Genomic DNA, 20,324 nt, shown 5'->3' with positions numbered 1-20,324 from the left:
AGAAACTACCGCCGCAACACCGCGCTCAGCACATCCCTGATGCCGATGGCGCCGACAAATCGCGACTGGTCGTCAAACAGCGCTACCGGAGCGGTCTGCGAACGGTGCATGGCCAGCATGACGGTTTTCAGCGAGGTGCCGGGATTGGCCCAGAACACTTGCGCGGCTTCCTCGGATTGGCCTTCGACGTCGGCGCACGACACCCAGACCGCCGGCTTGCCGTCGCGTTCAGCCGCCGCCACCAGCCCGTGATCGTCGATCTTGAAGCGCGTCGTCTTGCGGCGGTCGAGCCAGACCCAGCCGTCCTTGCCGTGCTCCAGATCGCGACGGTCGCGCATCACGTTCCAGGCGGTCAGCACCGACAGCGGGTTCACATTGGCGATGAAGTCTCGGACATAGTCGTTGGCGGGCCGCAGCACGATGTCTTCGGGCGCGCCGGTTTGCACGATGCGCCCACCCTCCATGATGGTGATGTGGGAGCCGATCTTCAGCGCCTCCTCGAGGTCGTGGCTGACGAAGATGATGGTCTTCTTCAATTCAGCCTGCAGCTGCAGCAATTCGTCCTGCAGCTTGGTGCGGATGAGCGGGTCGAGCGCCGAGAACGGCTCATCCATCAACAGGATCGGCGCCTCGGTGGCGAAGGCCCGCGCCAGGCCGACGCGCTGCTGCATGCCGCCCGAAAGCTCATGCGCGTATTTCTTCGACCACTGGTCGAGATTGACCAGCTTGAGCTGGCGTTGCACGCGCTCCTTGCGCTCGGCTTCCGGGACGCCGGCGAGTTCGAGGCCGAGACCGACATTCTCCTCCACCGTGCGCCAGGGCAAAAGGCCGAACTGCTGGAACACCATCGCCACCTGTTTCTGGCGCAGGCGCCGCAAGGTCGCCTCGTCGCAGGTGACGACATCGACGGTCTTGTCGCCATCCTTGACCAGCACCTGGCCGCGCGACACCACGTTGAGCCGGTTGACCGCCCGCAGCAATGTCGACTTGCCCGAACCGGAGAGGCCCATCAGAACGGAGATCTCGCCCTCGTTCACGGTCAGGCTGGCGCCGGCGCAGCCCAGTACATTGCCGGTCTTTTCGAGGATCTCGGCGCGGCTGGCGCCGGCGTCGATCATCTTCAGCGATCCGGCCTGGTCGGCGCCGAAGACGATATCGACGTTCCTGAAATCGACGGCGACGGTCATTTCTTGCCTCCAACGGCGATGCGGGTCATCCGGTCGAGCACGATGGCCAAAACGACGATGGCAAGCCCCGCCTCAAGCCCGAGGTCGATGCGGCGCGAGCCGAGCGCCCGGTTGATCTCGGTGCCGAGCCCGCCGGCGCCGATCAGTGCGGCAAACACCACCATCGACAGCGACAGCATGATCGATTGCGTCAGGCCGGCCATGATGGTGGGCAGTGCCGACGGCAGTTCCACCTTCCACAGCAGCTGGCTCTTGGTGGCGCCGAAAGCCTCGCCGGCCTCGACGATCGACTTCGGCACCGAGACGACGCCCAGATGCGTGAGCCGGACCGCGGTCGGAATGACGAAGATGATGGTGACGATGAGGCCGGGCGCGTTGCCGAGGCCGAACAGCGTCAGCACCGGGATCAGGTAGACGAAGGTCGGCAGCGTCTGCATCAGGTCGAGCACCGGCAGCATGACGCGGTAGACCTTCGGCTTGTGCGCTGCCCAGATGCCGAGCGGCACGCCGATGGCCATGGCCATGGCAGCGGCCGCGACGACCAGCACCAGCGTCTGCACCGTCTGCTTCCAAAGGTTCTGGTTGATGATGAAGATCAGGCCGAGAAAGACGCCGATGGCAAGTGGCCGCGAGCGTTGCAGCAGCCAGGCGACAACGGCGATGACCAGCGCCAGCAGCACCGGCGGCACCATCAAGAGGATGCCGACCAGCCCATCCAGCAGGAAATTGAGGCCATTCGAAAAGGCCCTGAACACAGTGTCGAAATTGTCGGTTAGGAAACCGAAGAAGGCCTTTCCCCAGGCGCCGATCGGAATCTTGTGATCGACCATGAATTTCGAAATCGGATCCATATCGCCCCTCTCGTGCAGGAGACCGCCCTGCCCCTCGGCCTCGGCCGTCTTCATCTTGTCACAGGATATGAAAAAGGGCAGCCTTTTCTAAGATGGCTGCCCTTCCTGGTTCGGCTTTGCCGAATTCAGTCGGCTCAGCTTCCGAGCGCGGTCTTGATGGCGGCGGCAGCGTCACCGCCGTCGAAGGTAGTCACGCCGGCTATCCACGGGGCAACGGCATCCGGGTGCTTCTTCAGCCAGTCGGTTGCAACCGTATTGGCGTCGCCGCCCTTGAGGATCGCGTCCATCATCTCGCCTTCCATGTCCAGGTTGAACTTCAGGTTGGCGATGAACTTGCCGGCGTTCGGGCATTCGGTGGTGTAGCCCTTGCGCACATTGGTGTAGACGGTGGCGGCGCCGAAGCCGCTGTCGCCCATGCCGTCGAGATAGGTGATCTTCATGGCGCCCATCACCGGATGCGGCGTCCAGCCGAGGAAGGCGATCCATTCATTGTTCTTCATCGACTGCTCGGCCTGCGTCAGCATGCCGGCTTCCGAGGATTCGACCAGCTCGAAGCCTTCGAGATTGTCCTTCGGGTTCTTGATCATGTCGAGGATGATGCGGTTGCCGTCATTGCCGGCCTCGATGCCATAGATCTTGCCGTTGAACTTGTCCTTGAACTTGCCGATATCGGTCAGCGATTTGACGCCGGCGTCGGCGACATAGGTCGGCACGACGATGCCGTAGCCGGCGCCGGTCAGGTTGGTGCTGATCGTCTCGACCGAACCGTCGGCTGTATAGTCCTTGATGTCGTTGGTCATCGACGGCATCCAGTTGCCGAGGAACACGTCGAGATCCTTGTTCTTCAGCGACGCCATGGTCACCGGCACCGACAGCTGGATCGTTTGCGGCTCATAGCCGAGCGCGGTCAGCAGCACGGAGGCGACGCCGGTCGTCGCCTGGATGTCGGTCCAGCCGACATCGGAAAGGCGCACCGCCTTGCAGCTTGCCGGATCACCGGCGTAGGCAGCGCTGGTTGACAAAAAAGCCGCCAGGCCGAGGCCGGCGACGAAAGAGTTCATACGCGACATAGACAGTCTCCCATTGTGATTCTTTGGCGAAGCGTAGCTACGGTTTCTATGCCCGCCTTGTTTCGTCAGCCAAACACCATTCTGGTGTGGTTTCAAGCATTAAGACAATCACGATCAACGGCGCGGGCTGGCCAATCAGCGACACATCAGGCGCTTTTGTCTGGCCAGCCGGCTTTTTCAGGGGAATGCCGCTCTGGCCCCTCCCCGTGTCAGGCCAAGTCGGCTTAAAAGAGCGGCATGGCCAAGCTTTACTTCCACTACGCGACGATGAACGCCGGCAAGACGACGATGCTCTTGCAGGCCTCTTACAATTACCGCGAGCGCGGCATGGGCACGATGCTGTTCGTCGCCGGCCACTACCGCAAGGGCGATACAGGCCTGATCTCGTCGCGCATAGGCCTGGAGACGGAAGCCGAGATGTTTCGCGACGGCGACGATCTGTTCGCCCGCGTCGCCGATCATCACGCGCATACGTCGGTGCATTGCGTCTTCGTCGACGAGGCGCAGTTCCTCGAGGAAGAGCAGGTCTGGCAGCTCGCCCGCATCGCCGACCGGCTGAACATCCCGGTCATGTGCTACGGCCTGCGCACCGATTTCCAGGGCAAGCTGTTTTCCGGCTCGCGCGCGCTGCTGGCCATCGCCGACGATTTGCGCGAAGTGCGCACCATCTGCCGATGCGGCCGCAAGGCGACGATGGTCGTGCGCCTCGGCCCCGATGGCAAGGTGGCGCGCCAGGGCGAGCAGGTGGCGATCGGCAAGGATGTCTATGTCTCGCTCTGCCGCCGCCACTGGGAGGAAGAGATGGGCCGCGCCGCGCCAGACGACTTCATCGGCTTTATCAAGGGCTGACGGTCGGCGGCCTTGACCCCGGCCCGATGCAGCGTTTCTTAAGGCTTCGGTACTATAACGCAGCCAGCCAGAGCTCCCCGGGGTCAGCCATGCTTCGAGCCGCTTCGTTCGCCAGTATCCTTCTCCTTGCCAGCTCGCTCGTAGCCCATGCCGGCGGTGATCCTGCCCTGGGCAAGAAGGTCTTCAACCGATGCATGGCCTGCCATGACGCAGCCACCGACCGCGACAAGGTCGGTCCGCATCTGTTGGGCGTCGTTGGCCGCACTGCCGGCAGTGCCGAGAGCTTTCTTGGCCACTATTCCGAGGCGATGAAGAGTGCCGGCGCCGCCGGCCTGATCTGGGATGAAGCCAATCTCGCCGAGTATCTCAAGGCCCCAAAGCTGAAGGTGCCGAGCAACAAGATGGCGTTCGGCGGCCTGACCAATGACGACGACATCGCCAATGTCATCGCCTATCTGAAGGCCGATCCCAAGCCCTGATCCGCTGTTCGTCAGCTCTGTAAAACCGGCTTTCCCCTCGCATATCGCGGCCGCGATTGCTTCAGTGATTTGCCGAATACAAAGGCATCCGTGCGCCATCGGCTTGCCGCATGAAAGTTCAATGACAGCTGAACTACGGCTGGCAGGCAAGCTAATCACGCCAGGCCCCCGCCTTCACTGGTTTTCAAGACCCTGATGGATTCTTTTGTTTTCACGCCGCCCTTGTCTTCACGTCTTTCAATCCCCCGATGCCCCACATATATTCGCCGCTGTTCGCGACCAGCGACGTCATGCCGAAGCGGGAGGCCCCAATGGCGACATTGCAGAATTTCGACGCCGAAATTGCCAAGACCAAGCAGGTCGTACAGGACATGCGCTCCAAGATCGAGCAGTCCGGCACCATGCTTGATACGCTCGCCACATCGGACAAGAAGATCGGCGACGCCAATTTCGACCTCGAGAACGCCCGCATCGAGGATGTGCTGAAGCAGCAAAAGGTGATGGAAGGCAACATTGCCGACCTGATCATCGGCCTGGAGGACGCCACCAACGTCTTCGGCTCCGAGTTCGAGAGCATGAAGAACTACACCGGCTGGGAAAAATTCATCGGTATCTTCTCCAGCCAGAGCAAGCAGCGCATGCGCACCGACCGCGTCCGCAACATGTCGCTGGCGGGCAATCTGCAGGAATTGCTGGTCAAATCCGACACCATCGTCGGCATATTGAAGGCGCAGAAAGAGGTCCTCGACCAGCGCTACAAGACCTCGGAAACCAGCCTGTCGCAGGTGATCGAGCGCCGCAAGACCACCATGACCAACCTCGAAGCCGTGCAGAAGCGCATCGAGGAGCTCAACCCGATGCTGCTCGACATCGAAAACAAGATCGCCGCTTCGACCAGCCAGAAGGACCGCACGCAGCTCGAAGGCGAACGCTCCAAGCTGGCGACGGAATACAACGAAAAACAGGCCAAGGAGCAGGAGCTGCTGGCCGAGAGCCAGACGCTCGAGCGCTACACCTCGATGTTCCAGACCTTCGTCGATTCGCTCAACAACCAGATCGCCGCGCAATCGACGCTGATCAACAAGCTGACCATCGATACCGAGCAGCGCATCGTGCTCTACAAGGCGCTGGAAGATTCGCTGAAGACCGCCGCCCAGCAGGACGTCGCCCACAAGATCAACACGCTGGGCAGCCAGGTCGACAACACCGCCGAGGAAACCATGGCCGGCATCGGTGCTGCTTCGCAAAAACACATCGGCGACCTACTCGAGATGCACGAGAAGAACATGGTCGCCACCGCCGACATCCAGCGCCGCAAGAAGCTGGCCGACGATGCCTTTGCCCGCCGCTTCGACGAGGTGCTGAAGAAGCACAATTCGGCAAACTACGTGCAGTCTTAGGGGTGACAGGACTGCCCGCGAGCGCACAGGCATGACCCCCGAAAACGAAGCGGCGGCACGATATTTCTCCGCCATCACGGCCGCGCTGAGCGGCCTTGAAGTGTTCATGCGCGACGATCGCTCGCCGCTTTACCGGCACGGCATCGTCGCCAAGATCGTCGCCGAATACATCGCCCGGCTCGACAAGTCGTTTTCCTGCTGGCGCAACCGGCTGGGCTTCATGGATACGTTCCGCATTTCGCGGGCCGAAAGCGGATTCCCGGTGTTCCAGAACCTGCTCGAACTGGAAAACGACCGCCGCCAGGCCGACGCGCGGCTTGCCAACATCCCGCTCGCCGGCGAATTGCGCGAGGAAATGGCCGACTTCATCCTGCGCCACAAGGAATTCCCCGAGGCGCTGCAGAAGTCGATGGCCGAGCGGCTCTATCTCGAGGACGTGAAGAGCGAGAACACGTTCGGTCCCTTCACGCTGGCGCAAACCGCCAAGGTCTCGGTCAATCCGAAGACGGGACGGCCCTATTATCTCGTCCATTGGGCGACGTTCGACGGCAGCGCCAACCTGCCCCTGGTCTACATGGTGACGGTGGAGGATTCTTCCGACGCGATGATCCGCCAGCTTGTCGACAGAAACGGCAAACTCAACGAGACGGTCGACATTCCGCTGCCGGTCGATGGCCTGCTCAATCCCGAGCTTGCCCATCGTTTCGACGATTTCACCGAGAAGAACTCCGCCTATACGCTGTCGCCGGCGACCATCGCGGTCAACCTCGACAAGGATTTCGAACCGCTGCACCCCAAGCAGCTGCGCCGCGTCGTGCTCGGCCCGTTCTATTCGGTGGGGATTACCGACAACAATTCGACGGTGACCGAGGTTCTGGCCAAGGTGCGCAAACCGGAAAATGCCTGGCTTTTGACCTGGACGATCCAGGAGGTCTATTCCAAGAGCGAGAAACCCGGCCGCAAGGGCCTGTTTTCGAGTGAGAAGACAACGCAGGAATTCTTCATCAACACTGATGATCTGGAAGCCGCGCGTCAGGGCGTGTCGAGCTATGAAAACCATGCGCTGATTCCGCACGAGGCCTATCAGGCACTCTACGCCGCCGGCGAAGCACAGAAGATTTTTGCCGGCTACAAGGTTCATATCCTGTCCAACGGACAGGTCATCTCAGACGTCTGACCGTCACACCACGGAGTACCCTTCATGGATACCGGCCTGACCACCATTCCGGAAGCCGCCATCGAGAAGCACCGCGCCACCGCGCAGAGCTTCATCACCCGCATCGTCGTGCTGGAGGACCCGTCACGGGAGTCCGGCACCGCGCTTGCCGGCACCAACCGCCGCTTCGTCTCGACCGTCTCGGTCGGCTCGGTGCGTCGCACGCGCGAGGTCGAGCTGGCCAAGACCGTCGGCGCCGTTCATCCCGACGACCAGCTGCTGACCATCCCGCAGCACACGCTCCTGTTTCGCGCCCGGCGCGGCACGGCGATCGCGCTGGCCATATCGGACGTCTTTGCCGAAGGCTCCGACCTCGAAAGCCTGCAGGCCAGGAATACCCGCGCGCCGCTCGAAGGCGACGAAGCGGCCACCTTCAAGAAGCTTCTGTCGGCCTCGGCTTACATCTCCGCCTTCAGCCTCGCCTCCTACCTGTTCCAGCTGATCGACAGCGACGGCGAGGCACCCAACGACATCCCCGAGCCGGACTTCCTGTTCGACACGCCGCAGGATGCGGTGAAGTCGATCCTCGCTGGCCTCGACAAGGCGATCTCGGGATCGTCCGATGATGCCGATTTGATGACAAGGGCACGCGCCTTCGCCCGCGTCGCCATCGACGGGCTTCTGGCCCGCAAGGGCCGCTTCGACGGCATCGGCCCGTTCGAGAACGCCCATATCCGCATCGATGCCGACGATTTCACTCTCGATGGTTTCGACGTCGCGCCGGGCAAGCGCTCAAAACCGCTGGTGATGACCTTCAAGAAGCCGGAAGAGGTCGTCGGCAACCACATCGCCAAATACCAGTCGGTCAAGCTCGCCAAGATGCTGATGGCCTATGATTTCGAGCGCGAACTCAATCCGTTCGTCGAGCTCGGCGGCTTCCTGTTCACCTTCATCGGCGACGGCGCCCCCGGCACTGGCAAGACGACGCTGATCCAGATGATCGCCGGCCTCGTCAACGGCTATTGCCAGGTCGCCGGCTATCCCTTCGCCTACGAGAATTTCGGCGTCGACCAGATCTCGTCCTATCAGGGCAAGTCGGGCCAGAACTGCCGCCAGTTCATCAACAATGTCTTGAACCCGCGCGTCATCGGCTTCGGCACCATCGACGACATCGACCAGGTGGCGGCGCGCCGCTCCGACGACCGCGCCTCGGCCGGCCAGCAGGAAATAACAGGCGTCTTGATGGACGCCTTCGCCGGCGCCGCCACCGTGGTGCGCGGCAACTGCTCGTTCGGCATGTTCTCCAACTACCCCGAAAATGTCGACGACGCGCTGCGTCAGCGCGCCGGCGCCCGCTGGCTGGTCGACGGGCCGCAGAGCCGCGACGACTACATCGATATTTTTGTCCTGCTGGCGGGGAAAAACCACAAGATCCCGCTCGGCGACCACGATCTCTACGCCGCGCAGGAAATCCAGCGCGCCGTGACCGAAGCCTATGAGGAGCACGAGAAGCCGCAGGAAGATGGGCTGATGAAGGTCTACGAGCGCTACATGAAGGAGAACGGCGCGCCGAAATCGATGGCCGATATCGGCACCTATCTGCACCTGATCAAGGATGCCGAGCCCCGCTTCACCGGTCGCGCCATCAAGAATGTCACCGACGCCATCAAGATGCGCGCCATGGACATCGAGCTTCCCGACGATTGGTTCGAGAAGCCGGAAGTCTTCATGCACAAGGGCTACGACGAGAAGAAAGCGATGATCGAGGAACTGCGCGGGCCGTTCTCGATGGACATGGTCATGCAGGAGATCAACCGCTACGCCGACTCGGAGTTCCGCTATTCCGACAAGTCCGACGACTCCGCCGTGGAAAAACTGCTGCGCGACGCCCGCCTGCGCGAACGGGCTGCGCGCGAGATGGAGGAGATGAAGAAGAAGGGGCTATGGAATGCGTGAGCTGCGCCGGCCTTCCCTTCACCCCTTGTGGGAGAAGGCAAGATGAGCCCCGCCAAAAAACCCGATCTCCTGCGCGACAATGAGCTGATCTATGGCCGGCTGCTGACGGTCGACGAGCCGCATCTGATCCAGCGCTACAACAAGGCGCTCGCCGCATTCGGCTTGAAGCCGACCAAGCTGAAGACCTTCCAGATCGATCGCACCGGCTTTTCGCCCGAAGTGGCCGAGGAATGCGACGACTACGACTATCTCGATCCCAACGAGGTCAACCGCCGTTTCATCATCCTGACGCCGTCGCAGATCGACCTGCCGGTGGTGCACACCGCCTTCTCCAACACCTCGCAGCTGATGTTCGAGTTCATGTCCAAGAACCAGCGCGCCATCGATGCGCTGACGATCAAGGATGTCATCTACGGCGAGATCGAGGATTCCGTTCCCAAGGTCAACGATATCGAGGACCTGCTGTCGATCAGCCAGGTCGAGTTCAAGGTGCTGTCGGCTGAGGATGTGCTGGGCAAGGCCGCCGAGCTCGGCAAGCTCGTCGACCGGTTGAAGCAGGAGCCCGACGCCTGGCGCGACAGCGCCATGCTGAACCGCATGGTCGAGCTCGCCAAGATCTGCGGCGACATCCGCGAGAACGCGCTGGTGCCCGACCAGGTGATCTTCCGCCACAACGCCTACTGGACCAGCCATTTCGGTGGCCTTTACGTCTTCGTCGACCCGGATGTGACGACGGTGATCAGCGATCCTGCGGCGCCAGGCTTCCGCCGTTCGCGGCCGTGGCAGGTCAGCTATCTCTCCATTAACGACGCCGACAAGGTGTTCAAGTTCCTCGCCACCACCGGCCGCATCGAGTTGCCGCGCGCCTCCTGGGTCGAGGCCTCGGGCTACCTCGAGCACCGCGCCGAGATGGTGGTGCGCGCGCTGATCCGCGATGCCGAGCCGAACCGCAACTTGACCAATGTCGACAAGGTCTGGCTGCAGACCTGGATCCAGAGCCATGCCGACCTGATCACCAGGGACGGCAATTTCCCTTTCCTCAACGCCGCCAAGCGCGAGATCGCCCAGCTCGGCCACCTGAAGATCGAGGATGTCTTCCCGCAGCAGCGCTTCCTGGTGATCCGCGCCAAGCCTGACCATCCTGACGCCTGGCTGACCAACCGGCTGATCTCGGATTTCGTGCCGTCGGACTTCGTCTCGCGCTACATCTTCAACAAGGACGGCTTCTACAAGGACTATGGCGGCTTCAGCGACGCCTGGCGATCGCATGTTGTGGACGTTCTCAAAACCACATATTTGAAGGACAAGGTGGCGTTTCGCACGCGCCTCTACGACCTGACTGACTAGAACGAAATGAACCGTTATTTCGTTCTAACTTCTTGTTTTGGCGCATAATGTTATCCAAAAAGTCTGCAACTTTTTGGCATCATGCTTGAGGGGGGTGACACAGCCATGCTCGATCCGATCGTGAACTTCTTCACCCGCATTTTCCAGTGGATCGGCCGCGGTATCGGGCTTTTGATCGGCGTCATCCTTTGGCCGTTCCTGTGGGCCGGACGCTGGTACACGCAACGCGGCTGGATCCTCAAGGCGGCGGTCGGCCTTGCTCTGCTGGTGCTGATCGGCCTCTATGCCAATTTCTTCTACGCCACCCAGTGGTGGAACAATTTCAACCCGAACTATCCAGACACCTACACGTTCGAGAAGCGCAATGTCTCCGCTGGCGAACAGGTCTCCGCCGGCGCCGGCACCGACACGGCCAAGACCTGCGGCAACTCCGGCATTGCCCAGATCGCCGCCGACCTGACCGACTTCAACGTCAACCAGAATGCCTGGATCTCGTCGATGATCCTCTACAAGCTCGGCCTGTTCGGCATCGACTGGGACAACACGCCGTGGATGGACAACAAGGCCTCCTTCCAGCGCGGCATCAACCAGGCGGTGCGGCGCACGGCGACCGAACTCGCCGACAATCTCGGCCGCGTCCGCACCACCTCGCAGATCGACAGCGATCTGCAGAATGCCCGCGGCAACCTGCAGTTCGACGAGGAGACCTGGTATTTCGGCCTGAACCCGTTCGGCCCCAAGACACCGACGCCGAGCTACTATCGCGACGCCGTGCGCATGCTGCGTTCCTTCAACGCTCGCCTTGCCACCTGCCAGGCGACATTCGACGCCCGCGCCGACAATCTGAAACAGTATATCGACCGCATCTCGTCCGACATCGGCTCGACCTCGGCGATCCTCAAGGAACGCGCCGAGAACCACAACAATGGCTGGTTCGACTTCCGCGCCGACGACCGCTACTGGTTCGCCTATGGCCAGCTCTATGGCTATTACGGCCTGATGAAGGGCGCCCAGGCCGACTTCGAGGACGTCATCAAGGAAAAGCATCTGCAGAACCTGTGGGACACGATGGACTCGCAGTTCGTTTCGGCGCTGAAGATCCAGCCTTTCATCATCGCCAATGGCCGCGAGGATGGCTGGCTGTTGCCGACGCATCTGACGACGATGGGCTTCTATGTGCTCAGGGTGCGCTCCAACATGGTCGAAATCAGCAACGTTCTGACGCAGTAGCGCTGTTCCATTAGGGACCAGGCGATGGTGAATTTGCGCCGTCGCCTCTGTCGCATTCCGTGCATTGTGCGGCTGTTTTGAGACGGCGGAACGACGCGTCCTCTGGCTTCTATACGGCGCGGCAACGGAGCCAGGAAGAACCGACGACAGGTCGGCCGGTCCGCAGAAGAATTTTCTCAAGAGGAAACATAGTTGCATACAAGTTGACGCCGCGGCAGCGACAGGGTTAGAACATGCCCGCGCCCGGTTCCAACCTGCTTGCCAGTAAGACCAAACCCGTCCCCTCCACCGTCCAATCCAGAGGAAAGCCGTCATGGCCGAAGTGAAGTCCGACATCGAGATCGCGCGCGGCGCCAGGAAAAAGCAGATCCAGGAGATCGGCCAGAAGATCGGCATCCCGACCGAACACCTGCTGCCCTACGGCCACGACAAGGCCAAGATATCAGCCGAATTCATCAAATCGGTGAAGGGCAACAAGGACGGCAAGCTGATCCTCGTAACCGCCATCAACCCGACGCCGGCCGGCGAAGGCAAGACCACGACCACGGTTGGTCTCGGCGACGGCCTGAACCGCATCGGCAAGAAGGCGATCGTCTGCATCCGCGAGGCTTCGCTCGGCCCGAACTTCGGCGTCAAGGGCGGTGCCGCCGGCGGCGGCTATGCGCAGGTCGTGCCGATGGAGGACATGAACCTCCACTTCACCGGCGACTTCCACGCCATCACCACCGCACACAACCTGCTTTCGGCGCTGATCGACAACCACATCTACTGGGGCAATGAGCTCGGCATCGACACCCGCCGGGTCGTCTGGCGCCGCGTCATGGACATGAACGACCGCGCGCTGCGCGAGATCATCTGCTCGCTCGGCGGCGTCGCCAACGGCTTCCCGCGCGAGGGCGGTTTCGACATCACCGTCGCCTCGGAAGTCATGGCGATCCTCTGCCTGTCGACCGACCTGAAGGACCTGGAAAAGCGCCTCGGCGATATCATCGTCGCCTATCGCCGCGACAAGTCAGCCGTCTATGCCCGCGACCTCAAGGCCGACGGCGCCATGGCTGTGCTGCTGAAGGACGCCATGCAGCCGAACCTGGTGCAGACGCTGGAGAACAACCCGGCCTTCGTGCATGGCGGGCCGTTCGCCAACATCGCGCATGGCTGCAACTCGGTCGTCGCCACCACGACGGCGCTCAAGCTCGCCGACTATGTCGTCACCGAAGCCGGCTTCGGCGCCGATTTGGGTGCTGAAAAGTTCTTCGACATCAAGTGCCGCAAGGCGGGCCTGAAGCCGGCAGCGGCGGTCATCGTCGCCACCGTGCGCGCCATGAGGATGAATGGCGGCGTCAAGAAGGAAGACCTCGGCACGGAAAACGTCGAAGCGGTGAAGAAGGGCTGCGCCAATCTTGGCCGCCACATCGAGAACATCAGGCAGTTCGGCGTGCCGGCGGTGGTTGCCATCAACCATTTCTATTCCGACACCGACGCCGAGATCCAGGCGATGAAGGACTATGTCGCCTCGATGGGCGAAGAAGCGATCCTGTGCAAGCACTGGGCACACGGCTCGGCCGGGATCGAGGATCTCGCCAACAAGGTGGTGGCACTGGCCGAATCCGGCGCCTCGCAGTTCGCGCCGCTCTATCCCGACGCCATGCCGCTGTTCGAGAAGATCAACACCATCGTCCAGCGCATCTATCGCGGCTCGGAAGCGATCGCCGACAAGTCGGTGCGCGACCAGCTCAAGGCGTGGGAAGACGCCGGCTACGGCCATTTGCCGGTGTGCATGGCCAAGACCCAGTATTCCTTCTCGACCGACCCGAACCTGCGCGGCGCGCCGACCGGCCACACCGTGCCGGTGCGCGAGGTCAGGCTTTCGGCCGGTGCCGGCTTCGTCGTCATCATCTGCGGCGAGGTCATGACCATGCCGGGCCTGCCGAGGGCGCCGTCCTCGGAAAAGATCTTCCTCAATGAGGCCGGCAATATCGAAGGCCTGTTCTAAAATCCTTCAATTCAAACAGAAAGGGCGCCGCAGCGATGCGGCGCCCTTCTGTTTTTTCGGATAGCCCTAAGCTGCGCTGCGCGACAGGGCCCGCTGGTTGGAGCCGAAGATCGTGTCGCGCTCCGGCAGCGCGCCGGTCTGCAGGCACTCCACCCATTCGGCGGTCTTGAGCACGGCGGCGAAGCGCGACTGCAGGATGATCGTGACCACGCGATGGATCTCCTCGGCCGAGGCGTAGCCGGCGCTGTTGGCGTAAGGCACCGAGCCGGTCGCATCCGACAGGAACTCGACGGCAAAGCCCATATGCACGGCGTGGATAATGGTCGACAGGTCACAATTATGCGTCATGTAGCCGACCACCGTAATCGTATCGATGGCATTGGCGCGAAGCCAGTCTTCCAGATCAGTGCCGGTGAAGGCGGAGGGCAGGTTCTTTTCGACATAATGGTCGCGCTTGCGCCTGACGATTTCGGGATGCAGTTCGCCGCCGTGACTGCCCTTGGCGAAGATCGGCGAGGTCTCGGGCGCCATCTGCTTGACGACCACCACCTTGATGCCGGCAGCAGTCGCTGCATCCATGGCGCGTGCCACATTGACGACGCTGTCGCGGAACGGCGGATGCTGGATGGCGAGATTGCCGCCGTCGTAATCGTTCTGCACATCGACGACGATCAGCGCCCGGCGGGGCGCGGTGTTGGCTGGGTCAGACATGGTGTTTCCTTTCCGGCTTGAATTCGATGGATGGAAGATAGGCGGGCTGCCAGACAGCCGAAAGTGGCCCGATTGACATCATTCGAAAGAATTGGGACAATCCGCATTCAACCGCTGGAAGCACCCATGAACGACCCGATCATTGCCGTCCTCGCCTTCGACGGCATCAGCCCGTTCCATCTTTCCGTACCGTGCCTGGTCTTCGGCGAGGACAGGACGGCGCTTGGCCTGCCGCGCTTCGACTTCCGCATCTGCGCGGTCAAGGCCGGCCCGATCCATACCGAAGCCGGGCTGACAATTGCCGCGCCGCATGGGCTCGAAGGGCTCGACGGCGCCGATATCGTCATCATCCCGAGCTGGCATCATCTGAGCGAACCGGTATCGCCGCTGCTGATGGAAGCGCTGCGCCATGCGCACCAACGCGGCGCCTTGATTGTCGGCCTGTGCCTCGGCACCTTCGCCATTGCAGCGGCCGGGCTGCTTTCGGGCCGACGTGCCGCGACGCACTGGGCCTATTGCGAACAATTGCAAACACTCCATCCCGACATCGCTGTCGATGCCGCGGTGCTCTACGTCGACAATGGCGATGTCGTGACCTCGGCCGGCGTCGCCGCCGGCCTCGACTGCTGTCTCCACATCGTGCGCGCCCGCTATGGCGCGGAAGCAGCACTGCGGCTCGCCCGCCAGATCGTGCTTTCTCCGCACCGGCAGGGTGGGCAGGCACAGTTCATCGAGCATCCGGTGGCAAGAAGCGCGGACGCCGACCGCTTCACCCAGGCCCTCGACGCGGTTCGCGCGACGCTTGGCGAGGCGCATAGCCTGGACCGCGTCGCCGAGGCCGCCGGCCTGACCCGCCGCACCTTTACCCGTCGCTTTCAGAAATCGATCGGCGCCAGCTTTGGCGATTGGCTGACCAGCCAGCGGATCGAACTGGCGCAGCGTTTGCTGGAAGCGACGGAGAAATCGATGGACATGATCGCCTTCGAAGCCGGCTTCGGCAGCGCCACCTCGTTGCGTCAGCATTTTGCCGCGAGACTGAGGACATCGCCGGCGCAATACCGGCGCGAGTTTTCCAGGCGAGGCGATCAGGAAGAGCGCATGACGTATGTCCTGTCGTCCTGACCTGTTCAGCCCCGCTTGACCGGCCGCGCCGGATTGCCGATCACCGTGGCGTTCGCCGCCACGTCGCGCGTCACCACCGCACCGGCGCCGACGGTGGCGCCTTCACCGATGCTGACGCCGCCAAGGATGACGGCTGAGCCGCCGATCCAGGCATTGGCGCCGATCTCAATCGGTCGGGCGATCTCCAGTCCGGCCTGCCGCCCACTGGCCTCCTTGTGGTGCTCGGCGCAGTAGATCTGCACGTTCGGGCCGAGCAGCGTTGCCTTGCCGATGCGCACGCTCGCCGTGTCGAGGATGGTGCAGCCGGCATTGAGAAACACGCCGTCGCCGAGAAAGATGTTGAAGCCATAGGCGCAGTGGAACGGCGCCTCGATACGGGCGCCCTCGCCGGCTCTTCCCAGCAGTGCCTTCAGAGCCGGCCCGAGATTGCCGCGTTGACGAGGCGGCAGCAAGTTGTGCTCGAACACCGCATCGCGCGCTATCATCCGCAACGACTCCAGTTCGTCATCGAGGCAGGTATACCATTCGCCGGCCACCATCTTCACGCGCTCGCTCTCAGCCATGATGCGGTCTCCAGTTCACGTCCTTGCAAAGCACAAGTGCAGCCAAAAGCGCCGATGCCAGTACTGGTCAAATATTGGACCTATGGTAGCCTGTGACTCAAGGCCGTCTTGGCCCGTGATCGAGGGGGATCGACCATGCTCTACATTCTGGCACTTCTGATCGGCGTCATTGCCGGTCTTCGCGCCATGACGGCGCCGGCCGCCATTGCCTGGGGCGCTTATCTCGGCTGGCTGACGGTTGCCGGCACTTGGGCGAGCTTCATGAGCCATTGGGCGGCTGTCGGCATCTTCACCATCCTGGCCATCGTCGAGCTGGTCACCGACCAGTTGCCGTCGACGCCGAGCCGTAAAGTACCCCAGCAGTTCGGCGCCCGTATCGTTACGGGCGCTTTCACCGGCGCGGTGATCGGCGCCACCGGTGGCGCCACCATCGGCGGCCTGATCGCGGGGGCCATCGGCGCTGTCATCGGCACGCTGGGCGGCGCCGAAGCTCGCGGCCGGCTCGCGGCCGCCTTCGGCAAGGATCCGCCCGCCGCCTTTATCGAGGACGCGGTGGCGATCATCGGCGGCCTGCTGATCGTAGCGGCGGTGGCATGACGACGAAAATCTTCGACGCCATCATCATCGGTGCCGGACAGGCTGGCCCTCCGCTGGCCGGGCGGCTGACGGCCGCCGGCATGAGCGTCGCGCTGATCGAGCGCAAGCTGGTCGGCGGCACCTGCGTCAACACCGGCTGCATGCCGACCAAGACCATGGTCGCCAGCGCCTATGCCGCGCATCTGGCGCGCCGCGCCGCCGACTACGGCGTGACGCTCAGTGGCCCCGTCGGCGTCGACTACGCCATGATCAAGGCGCGCAAGGACAAGGTGACGATCGACGCCCGCACCAATCTTGAGACCTGGATTGCCGGCATGGACAAGTGCACCCTCTATCGCGGCCATGCGCGTTTCGAATCCGCCAACACGGTGCGCGTCGGCGACGATCTTTTGACCGCCGAAAAGATCTTCCTCAACACCGGCGGCCGCGCCTCGGTGCCCGACCTTCCCGGCATCCACGACATCGACTATCTGACCAACTCGTCGATGATGGATCTCGACGTGCTGCCGCGCCATCTCGTCGTCGTCGGCGGCAGCTACATCTCGCTCGAATTCGCTCAGATGTTCCGCCGCTTCGGCGCGGAAGTCACCGTCGTCGAGAAGAGCCCGCGCCTGACCGGCCGCGAGGACGAGGATGTCTCCGCCGCCATCCTGTCGATCCTCGAAAACGAAGGCATCGCGGTCCATGTCGGCGCCGACGACATTGCCTTCGCCAGACAGGGTGACGACATCGCCGTGACCTTCTCCGCCGGCAAGCCACCGGCGGTCGGCTCGCATGTGCTGCTGGCGCTGGGGCGCACGCCCAACACCGACGATCTCGGCCTGGAAAGGGCCGGCGTCGAGGTCGACAAGCGCGGTTTTGTCACCGTCGACGACCAGCTGCGCACCAGCGTGCCCGGCATCTGGGCGATGGGCGACTGCAACGGCAGGGGCGCCTTCACCCACACCTCCTACAACGACTACGAGATCGTCGCCGCCAATTTGCTCGACAACGATCCGCGGAGGGTCAGCGACCGGATCGAAGCCTATGCGCTCTACATCGACCCGCCGCTTGGCCGCTGCGGCATGACCGAGGCCGCAGTGAAGAAATCCGGCCGTCGCGCGCTGGTCGGCCAGCGGCCGATGACCCGCGTCGGCCGCGCTATCGAAAACGGCGAGACGCAGGGTTTCATGAAAATCCTGGTCGATGCCGACACCAGGGAGATCCTCGGCTGCTCGGTGCTCGGCCCCGGCGGCGACGAGGCTATCCATTGTGTGCTCGACCTGATGTACGCCAAGGCGCCCGTCGACACGCTGGCGCGTGCCGTGCACATCCATCCCAATGTTTCGGAGTTGCTGCCCACCATTGCCCAGGAGCTGAAGCCGCTGGCGTGACAGCCCGTTGAAGACCCATTTTAAAGCTCTTCCTTTTCTGCATCGCTGCAATGCAGCAATGCAGCTTGCGCACGGTGGCGTGCTTCGCGCAGTCTGGAATTGAACCGATTCAGTCTGGACGCACCATGCCCTTGCCGATCCTTGCGCTTGCCATTGCGTCCTTCTGCATCGGCACCACCGAATTCGTCATCATGGGCTTGCTGCCTGAGGTCGCCGCCGACCTCGGCGTGTCGATCCCCGCGGCGGGCCTGCTGGTTACCGGATATGCGCTGGGCGTCGTCTTCGGCGCCCCGATCGTCGCCATGGCCACTGCGCATTTGCCGCGCAAGCCGGTGCTGGTCGGGCTGGCCGTGCTGTTCGTCGTCGGCAATCTGTTTTGCGCCATCTCGCCCAACTACTGGACGCTGATGGCCGCGCGCGTCTTCACCGCTTTCGGCCACGGCGCCTTCTTCGGCATCGGCTCGGTCGTTGCCGCCAGCCTGGTGCCGCGCAACAAGCGCGCCAGCGCTATCGCGCTGATGTTCGCCGGGCTGACGCTGTCCAACATCCTGGGTGTTCCCGCCGGAACCGCACTTGGCGAAGCGTTCGGCTGGCGCTCCACCTTCGTTGCCGTGGTCGGTATCGGCCTGATCTCGGTGGCAGCGATCGCCTGGTTGGTGCCGTCCGATGTCGCCGAGCCAAGCGGTGGCGGCCTGCGCGGCGAGCTGCGCGTGCTGGGCAAGCTGCAGGTCTGGCTGGCCATGCTGATCGCGGCGCTGACCTCCGCAAGCCTGTTCACCGTCTTCACCTACATCAAACCCTACCTCACCGAGGTATCGGGCTTGTCGACCTCGGCAGTCACGTGGGTTCTGCTGCTGTTCGGCGCGGGCATGACCATCGGCAACATCATCGGCGGCAGACTGGCCGACTGGAAACTGATGCCGACAGTGATCGGCACCCTGCTGCTGATGGCCCTGCTTTTCGTTGGATTCAGGCAGTTCGGCGCAATCGCCAGCGTTGCCATCGGCATCGTCTTCCTGTGGGGCCTGCTCATCTTCGTCGTCGTGCCGCCGTTGCAGATCCGGGTCGTCGAGGCGGCCTCCGAGGGACCGAACCTTGCCGCCACGCTGAACCAGGGCGCCTTCAATATCGGCAATGCCAGCGGCGCCTGGATAGGCGGCGTGGCCCTGTCCGCCGGTGTTTCCTATGCCAATTTGCCGCTGGTCGGCGCAGCACTCGCTGTTTTGGCGGTCACCGTCGCTGTGCTGTCGCAGGCGCTGGACCGGCGCGCGCCGGTCATCCCGCTTCCGGCTGAATAGTCTCTTGCGCCCATAGCGCGGCAGGCTGGACCAATCGACATCGGCGCCTTCAAATCGCATGTCTCTCGCTCCTGATGGAGGAAGTCATGCAGAAATCGATCGAACGCATCGCCGGGGAAAGCGAAGGGGTTTCCTACGAATTCCCGCTGTTCCGCTTCACTGGTTCCGACAAGGCTGCTCCTTCGGCCTATCTGCAGGCGGCACTCCATGCCGGCGAGTTGCCGGGTGTCGTCGCCATCGACGCGCTGATGCCGATGCTTGCCAGGGCGGAGGCCGAAGGCCGCATCAAGGGCAACCTCACCATCGTGCCCTGGGCCAACCCGATCGGCCGGGCGCAATATCATTTCGGCGAGCATCAGGGCCGCTTCCATCTCGGCACGCGCACCAATTTCAACCGCGGCTTTCCGCTGCTAACGGCGCCCGACACAGCGCTCTTGCCCGACATTACCCTTGGCAGCGTCGACCAGCGGCTGAAGACGCGGCTGGTGCAGCTCTCGCTCGGCCACGACATCGTGCTCGACCTGCACTGCGATGACGAGGGCCTCGCCTATCTCTACGTCCACACCAGCCTGTGGCCTGCCATGGCCGATTGCGCCGCGGCCATGGGCGTCGACGCGGTCGTGCTGTGGAGCGAAGACACTGACGGCACCTTCGAGGGCGCCTCGATCATGCCCTATCAGAACGTCCCCGCCGATGTGGCCAAGCTCGACCGTCGCGTCGCCACCACCGTCGAATATCGCGGCATCCTCGATGTCGATGGTGCCTTGGCCGCCGCCGACGCCGACGGCCTCTACCGGCTGCTGGTGGCGCGCGGCGTGATCGCCGACAGCGCCCTGCCCGCGCCGGGTCCTTTCACCGGCTTCGTGGCGCCATTGGAAAACATCGACATGATGCCGGCGCCACGGGCCGGTGCCGTGCTCTACGACGTGAAGCCCGGCGACCGCGTCGCCAAGGGCGCGCGCCTCGCCACCATCGTCCATGCACCGGGTGAAGCCGATGGCCGCACCGAAGTGTTCGCACCGCAGGACGGCATCATCCTGACCCGCCGCTCGCGCCGCATCATCCGCGCCGGCGAAGATCTTCTGAAGCTGGTCGGCGACAGGAAGAGCACTGATGCCCGGTCGGGAACGCTGGAGGACTGA

Annotated in this window: 18 protein-coding genes; 13 read left to right on the top strand and 5 right to left on the bottom strand. The window is 62.9% G+C overall.

The annotated features are described in order from the left end of the window. Positions 1-5: 5 nt before the first annotated feature. The 3 genes from choV to EN955_RS17455 all read right to left on the bottom strand — a co-directional run bounded on the left by choV (position 6) and on the right by EN955_RS17455 (position 3,108). Entirely contained in the window at positions 6-1,187 is a 1,182-nt protein-coding gene (choV, locus tag EN955_RS17465; protein WP_024504539.1) for a choline ABC transporter ATP-binding protein, read from the bottom strand. Next, positions 1,184-2,038: a choline ABC transporter permease subunit gene (gene choW, locus EN955_RS17460; protein WP_024504538.1), complete on the bottom strand. Its 855-nt coding sequence runs from the start codon at positions 2,036-2,038 to the stop codon at positions 1,184-1,186. The genes choV and choW overlap by 4 nt, the downstream gene beginning before the upstream one ends. A 134-nt stretch (positions 2,039-2,172) precedes the next feature. Next, positions 2,173-3,108, bottom strand: coding sequence for a choline ABC transporter substrate-binding protein (locus EN955_RS17455; RefSeq protein ID WP_013529956.1), 936 nt, complete (start codon positions 3,106-3,108; stop codon positions 2,173-2,175). A 237-nt stretch (positions 3,109-3,345) separates the two neighbouring features. Here EN955_RS17455 and EN955_RS17450 point away from each other — a divergent pair, with 237 nt between their 5' ends. From EN955_RS17450 to EN955_RS17415, 8 genes are all read left to right on the top strand, one after another. Continuing rightward, complete coding sequence (locus tag EN955_RS17450) at positions 3,346-3,957, top strand: thymidine kinase (RefSeq protein ID WP_024504537.1); 612 nt, start codon at positions 3,346-3,348, stop codon at positions 3,955-3,957. A gap of 89 nt (positions 3,958-4,046) precedes the next feature. Beyond that, positions 4,047-4,436 (top strand): cytochrome c family protein, encoded by a 390-nt coding sequence (locus tag EN955_RS17445; protein WP_024504536.1) that lies wholly within the window; start codon positions 4,047-4,049, stop codon positions 4,434-4,436. 311 nt (positions 4,437-4,747) lie between these two features. Beyond that, positions 4,748-5,836, top strand: a complete 1,089-nt coding sequence (locus tag EN955_RS17440) for a hypothetical protein (protein WP_024504535.1) — start codon at positions 4,748-4,750, stop codon at positions 5,834-5,836. A 31-nt stretch (positions 5,837-5,867) separates the two neighbouring features. Beyond that, a complete protein-coding gene (locus tag EN955_RS17435) occupies positions 5,868-7,013 on the top strand; it encodes a hypothetical protein (protein WP_013529952.1) in 1,146 nt (381 codons plus the stop codon). Between the two features lie 24 nt (positions 7,014-7,037). After that, positions 7,038-8,948: an ATP-binding protein gene (locus tag EN955_RS17430; protein ID WP_024504534.1), complete on the top strand. Its 1,911-nt coding sequence runs from the start codon at positions 7,038-7,040 to the stop codon at positions 8,946-8,948. A gap of 42 nt (positions 8,949-8,990) precedes the next feature. Then, on the top strand, positions 8,991-10,295 hold the full coding sequence (locus tag EN955_RS17425; protein ID WP_024504533.1) for a DUF6638 family protein: 1,305 nt from the start codon (positions 8,991-8,993) through the stop codon (positions 10,293-10,295). Positions 10,296-10,400: 105 nt separating this feature from the next. Beyond that, on the top strand, positions 10,401-11,525 hold the full coding sequence (locus tag EN955_RS17420; RefSeq protein WP_013529949.1) for a DUF2333 family protein: 1,125 nt from the start codon (positions 10,401-10,403) through the stop codon (positions 11,523-11,525). A 313-nt stretch (positions 11,526-11,838) separates the two neighbouring features. Beyond that, the gene (locus tag EN955_RS17415; protein ID WP_127223438.1) at positions 11,839-13,518 is read left to right on the top strand and encodes a formate--tetrahydrofolate ligase; all 1,680 of its coding nucleotides are present in this window, start codon (positions 11,839-11,841) and stop codon (positions 13,516-13,518) included. Positions 13,519-13,584: 66 nt separating this feature from the next. Here the strand turns inward: EN955_RS17415 and EN955_RS17410 are convergent, their stop codons facing one another. Continuing rightward, entirely contained in the window at positions 13,585-14,229 is a 645-nt protein-coding gene (locus EN955_RS17410) for a cysteine hydrolase family protein (RefSeq protein ID WP_024504531.1), read from the bottom strand. Between the two features lie 126 nt (positions 14,230-14,355). Between EN955_RS17410 and EN955_RS17405 the strand changes: the two genes are divergently transcribed. Next, positions 14,356-15,351 carry a helix-turn-helix domain-containing protein gene (locus EN955_RS17405; RefSeq protein ID WP_024504530.1) on the top strand — a complete coding sequence of 332 codons (996 nt, stop codon included), beginning with the start codon at positions 14,356-14,358 and terminating at the stop codon, positions 15,349-15,351. Between the two features lie 5 nt (positions 15,352-15,356). Here EN955_RS17405 and EN955_RS17400 read toward each other — a convergent pair whose 3' ends face one another. After that, entirely contained in the window at positions 15,357-15,914 is a 558-nt protein-coding gene (locus EN955_RS17400) for a sugar O-acetyltransferase (RefSeq protein WP_024504529.1), read from the bottom strand. A gap of 135 nt (positions 15,915-16,049) precedes the next feature. On the opposite strand from EN955_RS17400, the gene EN955_RS17395 reads away from it, so the two are divergent. The 4 genes from EN955_RS17395 to EN955_RS17380 all read left to right on the top strand — a co-directional run bounded on the left by EN955_RS17395 (position 16,050) and on the right by EN955_RS17380 (position 20,324). Continuing rightward, the gene (locus EN955_RS17395) at positions 16,050-16,511 is read left to right on the top strand and encodes a membrane protein (protein ID WP_013529944.1); all 462 of its coding nucleotides are present in this window, start codon (positions 16,050-16,052) and stop codon (positions 16,509-16,511) included. Then, the gene (locus EN955_RS17390) at positions 16,508-17,884 is read left to right on the top strand and encodes an FAD-containing oxidoreductase (RefSeq protein ID WP_024504528.1); all 1,377 of its coding nucleotides are present in this window, start codon (positions 16,508-16,510) and stop codon (positions 17,882-17,884) included. The genes EN955_RS17395 and EN955_RS17390 overlap by 4 nt, the downstream gene beginning before the upstream one ends. A gap of 125 nt (positions 17,885-18,009) precedes the next feature. Next, positions 18,010-19,182, top strand: a complete 1,173-nt coding sequence (locus tag EN955_RS17385) for an MFS transporter (RefSeq protein WP_024504527.1) — start codon at positions 18,010-18,012, stop codon at positions 19,180-19,182. Positions 19,183-19,268: 86 nt separating this feature from the next. Beyond that, positions 19,269-20,324: a succinylglutamate desuccinylase/aspartoacylase family protein gene (locus tag EN955_RS17380; RefSeq protein ID WP_024504526.1), complete on the top strand. Its 1,056-nt coding sequence runs from the start codon at positions 19,269-19,271 to the stop codon at positions 20,322-20,324.

The sequence above is a fragment of the Mesorhizobium sp. M7A.F.Ca.CA.001.04.2.1 genome, assembly GCF_003998485.1.
In the GTDB taxonomy this organism is placed as follows: domain Bacteria; phylum Pseudomonadota; class Alphaproteobacteria; order Rhizobiales; family Rhizobiaceae; genus Mesorhizobium; species Mesorhizobium ciceri.
This window is presented reverse-complemented; position numbering and strand designations above follow the sequence as displayed.

Bases quoted from the DNA above. Each gene is read 5' to 3' on its own strand.
- EN955_RS17395 (WP_013529944.1), top strand. From the start codon at position 16,050: ATGCTCTACATTCTGGCACTTCTGATCGGCGTCATTGCCGGTCTTCGC.
- choV (WP_024504539.1), bottom strand. From the start codon at position 1,187: ATGACCGTCGCCGTCGATTTCAGGAACGTCGATATCGTCTTCGGCGCC.
- EN955_RS17415 (WP_127223438.1), top strand. From the start codon at position 11,839: ATGGCCGAAGTGAAGTCCGACATCGAGATCGCGCGCGGCGCCAGGAAA.
- EN955_RS17430 (WP_024504534.1), top strand. From the start codon at position 7,038: ATGGATACCGGCCTGACCACCATTCCGGAAGCCGCCATCGAGAAGCAC.
- EN955_RS17420 (WP_013529949.1), top strand. From the start codon at position 10,401: ATGCTCGATCCGATCGTGAACTTCTTCACCCGCATTTTCCAGTGGATC.
- EN955_RS17400 (WP_024504529.1), bottom strand. From the start codon at position 15,914: ATGGCTGAGAGCGAGCGCGTGAAGATGGTGGCCGGCGAATGGTATACC.
- EN955_RS17450 (WP_024504537.1), top strand. From the start codon at position 3,346: ATGGCCAAGCTTTACTTCCACTACGCGACGATGAACGCCGGCAAGACG.
- EN955_RS17410 (WP_024504531.1), bottom strand. From the start codon at position 14,229: ATGTCTGACCCAGCCAACACCGCGCCCCGCCGGGCGCTGATCGTCGTC.
- EN955_RS17390 (WP_024504528.1), top strand. From the start codon at position 16,508: ATGACGACGAAAATCTTCGACGCCATCATCATCGGTGCCGGACAGGCT.
- EN955_RS17425 (WP_024504533.1), top strand. From the start codon at position 8,991: ATGAGCCCCGCCAAAAAACCCGATCTCCTGCGCGACAATGAGCTGATC.
- choW (WP_024504538.1), bottom strand. From the start codon at position 2,038: ATGGATCCGATTTCGAAATTCATGGTCGATCACAAGATTCCGATCGGC.
- EN955_RS17435 (WP_013529952.1), top strand. From the start codon at position 5,868: ATGACCCCCGAAAACGAAGCGGCGGCACGATATTTCTCCGCCATCACG.
- EN955_RS17445 (WP_024504536.1), top strand. From the start codon at position 4,047: ATGCTTCGAGCCGCTTCGTTCGCCAGTATCCTTCTCCTTGCCAGCTCG.
- EN955_RS17405 (WP_024504530.1), top strand. From the start codon at position 14,356: ATGAACGACCCGATCATTGCCGTCCTCGCCTTCGACGGCATCAGCCCG.
- EN955_RS17440 (WP_024504535.1), top strand. From the start codon at position 4,748: ATGGCGACATTGCAGAATTTCGACGCCGAAATTGCCAAGACCAAGCAG.
- EN955_RS17380 (WP_024504526.1), top strand. From the start codon at position 19,269: ATGCAGAAATCGATCGAACGCATCGCCGGGGAAAGCGAAGGGGTTTCC.
- EN955_RS17385 (WP_024504527.1), top strand. From the start codon at position 18,010: ATGCCCTTGCCGATCCTTGCGCTTGCCATTGCGTCCTTCTGCATCGGC.
- EN955_RS17455 (WP_013529956.1), bottom strand. From the start codon at position 3,108: ATGTCGCGTATGAACTCTTTCGTCGCCGGCCTCGGCCTGGCGGCTTTT.